This window comes from Streptomyces gelaticus (genome assembly GCF_014649535.1).
Lineage (GTDB): Bacteria > Actinomycetota > Actinomycetes > Streptomycetales > Streptomycetaceae > Streptomyces > Streptomyces gelaticus.
Window position 1 is genome coordinate 289 of the sequence record NZ_BMTF01000052.1, and the last position, 3,332, is coordinate 3,620.

General features: G+C 68.1%; 4 protein-coding genes and 1 pseudogene. 2 read left to right on the plus strand and 3 right to left on the minus strand.

Annotation, left to right across the window (positions count from 1 at the left end):
- Positions 1–227: 227 nt before the first annotated feature.
- Positions 228–848: a GNAT family N-acetyltransferase gene (locus IE107_RS33875; RefSeq protein WP_189548185.1), complete on the plus strand. Its 621-nt coding sequence runs from the start codon at positions 228–230 to the stop codon at positions 846–848.
- A gap of 175 nt (positions 849–1,023) precedes the next feature.
- Here IE107_RS33875 and IE107_RS33880 read toward each other — a convergent pair whose 3' ends face one another.
- Positions 1,024–2,172, minus strand: coding sequence for an IS3 family transposase (locus IE107_RS33880; RefSeq protein ID WP_373302553.1), 1,149 nt, complete (start codon positions 2,170–2,172; stop codon positions 1,024–1,026).
- Positions 2,173–2,349, minus strand: a pseudogene (locus IE107_RS36255) (hypothetical protein); the annotation flags it as partial. It abuts the gene before it with no gap.
- Between IE107_RS36255 and IE107_RS33885 the strand changes: the two are divergent.
- On the plus strand, positions 2,294–2,665 hold the full coding sequence (locus IE107_RS33885; RefSeq protein WP_373302552.1) for a transposase: 372 nt from the start codon (positions 2,294–2,296) through the stop codon (positions 2,663–2,665). The pseudogene IE107_RS36255 and the gene IE107_RS33885 overlap by 56 nt on opposite strands.
- Before the next feature lie 134 nt (positions 2,666–2,799).
- Here the strand turns inward: IE107_RS33885 and IE107_RS33890 are convergent, their stop codons facing one another.
- On the minus strand, positions 2,800–3,093 hold the full coding sequence (locus IE107_RS33890) for a hypothetical protein (RefSeq protein ID WP_189548186.1): 294 nt from the start codon (positions 3,091–3,093) through the stop codon (positions 2,800–2,802).
- Between the last annotated feature and the right edge of the window lie 239 nt (positions 3,094–3,332).

Sequence of the window (3,332 nt, forward strand, 5' to 3'; positions counted from 1 at the left end):
GGGCAGGCACCGACACGGGTCCGGAGGAACGTTTCGGTTCCGGGAAAGACCACGCGTCCACCATGCCTGTGCCGACGCCTAGTACTGCAACCGCATGTGGGGGTCATGGCCTCGGCGTTGGTAGTGGCAGCGGCGGGCTCGCTGTGAGAATCCGGCAGCAGGCCAGTTGATCTTTTATTGGCTTCGGCGGTAGTCGCGAATGTTCCACCGCAAGCAGGATCACTGGCATGAGTCCACTGAACTCTCCTGCCGCCAAAACTCCTGTTGCAGTCACTCTCTTGGGTAGTCACGTCCGGTTGGAGCCACTGACGCCCGCCCACCTCACGGATCTATTCGCTGCGGGGGGAGGAGACGAGGAGGTCTGGCGCTGGCTCCCGGTGCCCACTCCGCGCACAGAGGAGGAGATGCGCGCCCTGCTGGACAAACTGATCGCCGACTGTGACACCGGTACCCGGGTCGCCTTCGCAGTCATCCAACTGGCCACCGGACGAGCCGTCGGCTGGACCGCTTACGGATTTTTCAGTGCCCGCGACGAGCGCTTGGAAATCGGCTGGACCTGGTACGCCCGAGCCGCCTGGCGCACTGCGGTCAATACTGAGTCCAAGCTGCTTCTGCTCACGCACGCCTTCGAGGACCTGGGCATTAATCGCGTGTCCTGGCGCACCGACCACCGCAACACCCGGTCGCAGGAGGCCATCGCCCGCTTGGGCGCGGTCCGCGAAGGCGTCTTCCGCCGCGAAATGCGCCGCCCCGACGGCAGTTGGCGTGACAACGTCTACTACGCGATGCTCAAAGACGAGTGGCCCATCGCGAAATCACGGCTGACCGCCCGGCTCGCTGCGGGATGACCCTGGCGCGTCGTCTGCGAGTTGATCAGGCTGCGGCGAGGACCGGGAGCCTGCCCGGGGGTGCGTGGTCAAACGCGAGTACGGTCGGCTGTCATACCCATCACGCGGTGGCCGCTTCAGTTCCCGAACCTATGCCCAGGTGGTGCGGGCCTTGCCCCTTGATCCTGAACACGGGTTATGCGGCTTCGGCCAGCGTAGTTGATGTTGTTCGGAGTGCTTGTTCGTAGGCGATGGGGCTGCGGTGTCCGAGGCGGGAGTGGCGTCGGACGGTGTTGTAGCGGTGGAGCCAGCGGAAGAGGTCCAGGCGGGCTTCGCGCTCGTCGTTCCAGGCCCTGCGGCCCTGGAGGGTCTCGCGTTTGCAGGTCGCGTTGAACGACTCCGCCAGGGCGTTGTCCGCCGAGCTGCCGATGGCGCTCATGGACTGGGTCACGCCTGCCCGGCGGCAGGCGTCGGCGAAGGCCCGGCTGCAGTACTGGGCCCCGTGATCGGTGTGCATCACGGCGCCGGCGAGGCTGCCGCGGGTCCGCTCGGCCGCTTTCAGAGCGTCGATGACGAGGTCGGCGCGCATGTGGTCGGCGATCGCCCACCCGGCCAGGCGCCGTGAGCAGAGATCGATCACGGTCGCGAGATAGCGGAACGTCCCGCCTGCCAGCGGCAGATACGTGATGTCGCCGACGTACTTCCGGTTCACCTCGTCCGCTGTGAAGTTGCGGCCGATCAGGTCCGGCACCTTCGCCGCGGCGGGGTCCGGGATGGTGGTGCGGTGCTTCCTGCGCAGGCGGAGACCGGCCAGCCCTATCGCCTGCATGACCCGGGCGACCCGCTTGTGGTTCACCACCTCGCCGTCCTCACGGAGTTCGGCAGTGATCCTGGGGACGCCGTAGGTGCCGTCGGAGGCCCGGTGGATCACGCGTATCCGGGCGGCGAGCTGGGCGTCGGCCGCCTGGCGGGCTGCCCGCAGCGGTGCACTGCGGCGCCAGTGGTAGAAGCTCGAGCGGGCGATGCCCAGGATGCGGCACAACCGCTTCACGCCGTAACGGCGCTGGTGGTCCTCAACGAACTGGCAGCGGTTCACCAGCCCGTCTCCGAGGCGAAATAGCGGGCCGCCTTGCGCAGGATCTCCCGTTCCTTCTTCAGCTCGGCGTTCTCCCGCCGCAAAGCGGCGACCTCGGCCTCCAGAGCCGACGGCGCCACCGGAACCGCCGACGGCGCCACCGGAACCGCCGGCGGCTCCGCCGCCCGACGGCCCGCGCGGACGACTGGCACCCGCGTCCCGGATCCAGTTGCGCAGCGTTTCCGGGTTCACCCCCAAGTCGGCGGCGATCTGCTTGATCGTCGCCCCGGGCCGCGACTCGTACAGCGCGACCGCGTCCGCCTTGCACTCCGGCGGACTCGAAGCGGAGCTTCTCGCGATCGTACGAACGATCGCCCCCGAGCTGCTGGCGTTGCAGGGCGTCGGACCGATCAGCGCTGCCCAGATCCTGATCAGTTGGTCACACACCGGCCGCTTCCGGTCCGAGGCGGCGTTCGCGGGTGTCGCTCCGATCCCCGCCTCAGGGTTGACCAACCGCCACAGGATCAACCGCGGCGGAGACCGGCAGCTCAACCGGGCACTCCACACGATCACTCTGATCCGTATCCGCCTCGACCCGACCACCCGCGCCTACGTCGCCCGCCGAATCAGCGAAGGAAAGACCGCGAGAGACGCACAACGCTGCCTCAAACGTGCAATCTGCCGGCAGCTCTTCAAGCTCCTTGAACGAGGAGATCAGCCCGCACAGCGGATCACCGCTGAAGATCTCCCTCAAGCAGCTTGACTTGATATAGCAGCCTCGGGGAATACCCGGCCAGGACGTCAGGTGCGCTCGGTGGCCTGCGGGCTGGGGGCGCCTCCAGACCACAGACCTGTTCTGGGTGACTGCGGACGTGGCGGCTCACCGGCTGTGGCTGGTTACCCCTCGCCTGCGGGCTCGTAGGCTGCATCGGCGGCGGCGTCCTGGCGGCCGTAGCCGGACAGCAGCAGCGCCATTGCGTCCTGGCGGATGTCGCCGGCAGTGGTCTGGGAGACATCGAGCCGCTCCATCACCGCGGTCAGTGGTACGGCCTCGTGATCGATCTTGTCGGATGGCATGTCCGGTTGTGCGGCCAGCAGCATGCGTGCCACCCGGCGTGCTGAGCGCTGGCGTGGGGTGAGCCGGGCGTAGTCGTCGGCAGCCTTGGCGGCCGCTTCGGCACGTGCGACCATCGGCTCCGCGCTGACATGGGCAAGGTGCCCCGGGCGGCTCCCGATGCTCCGTTCGAACGGATCGGGCCGCTGATCAGTGGCGGGTGGTCAGGCGTAGGCGTAGTGGGTGTGGGGTCAGGGTGGCGCGGGGGGTGGGGGTGGTCGTGATGCTGGGGAGGGGGTGGGGGTGCCAGCGGGCAGCGATGGTGGCCAGGGTGAGGGTGGCTTCGGTGACGGCGAAGGTGTCGGCGGGGCATTTG

Bases quoted from the DNA above. Each gene is read 5' to 3' on its own strand.
- IE107_RS33890 (WP_189548186.1), bottom strand. From the start codon at position 3,093: ATGGTCGCACGTGCCGAAGCGGCCGCCAAGGCTGCCGACGACTACGCC.
- IE107_RS33875 (WP_189548185.1), top strand. From the start codon at position 228: ATGAGTCCACTGAACTCTCCTGCCGCCAAAACTCCTGTTGCAGTCACT.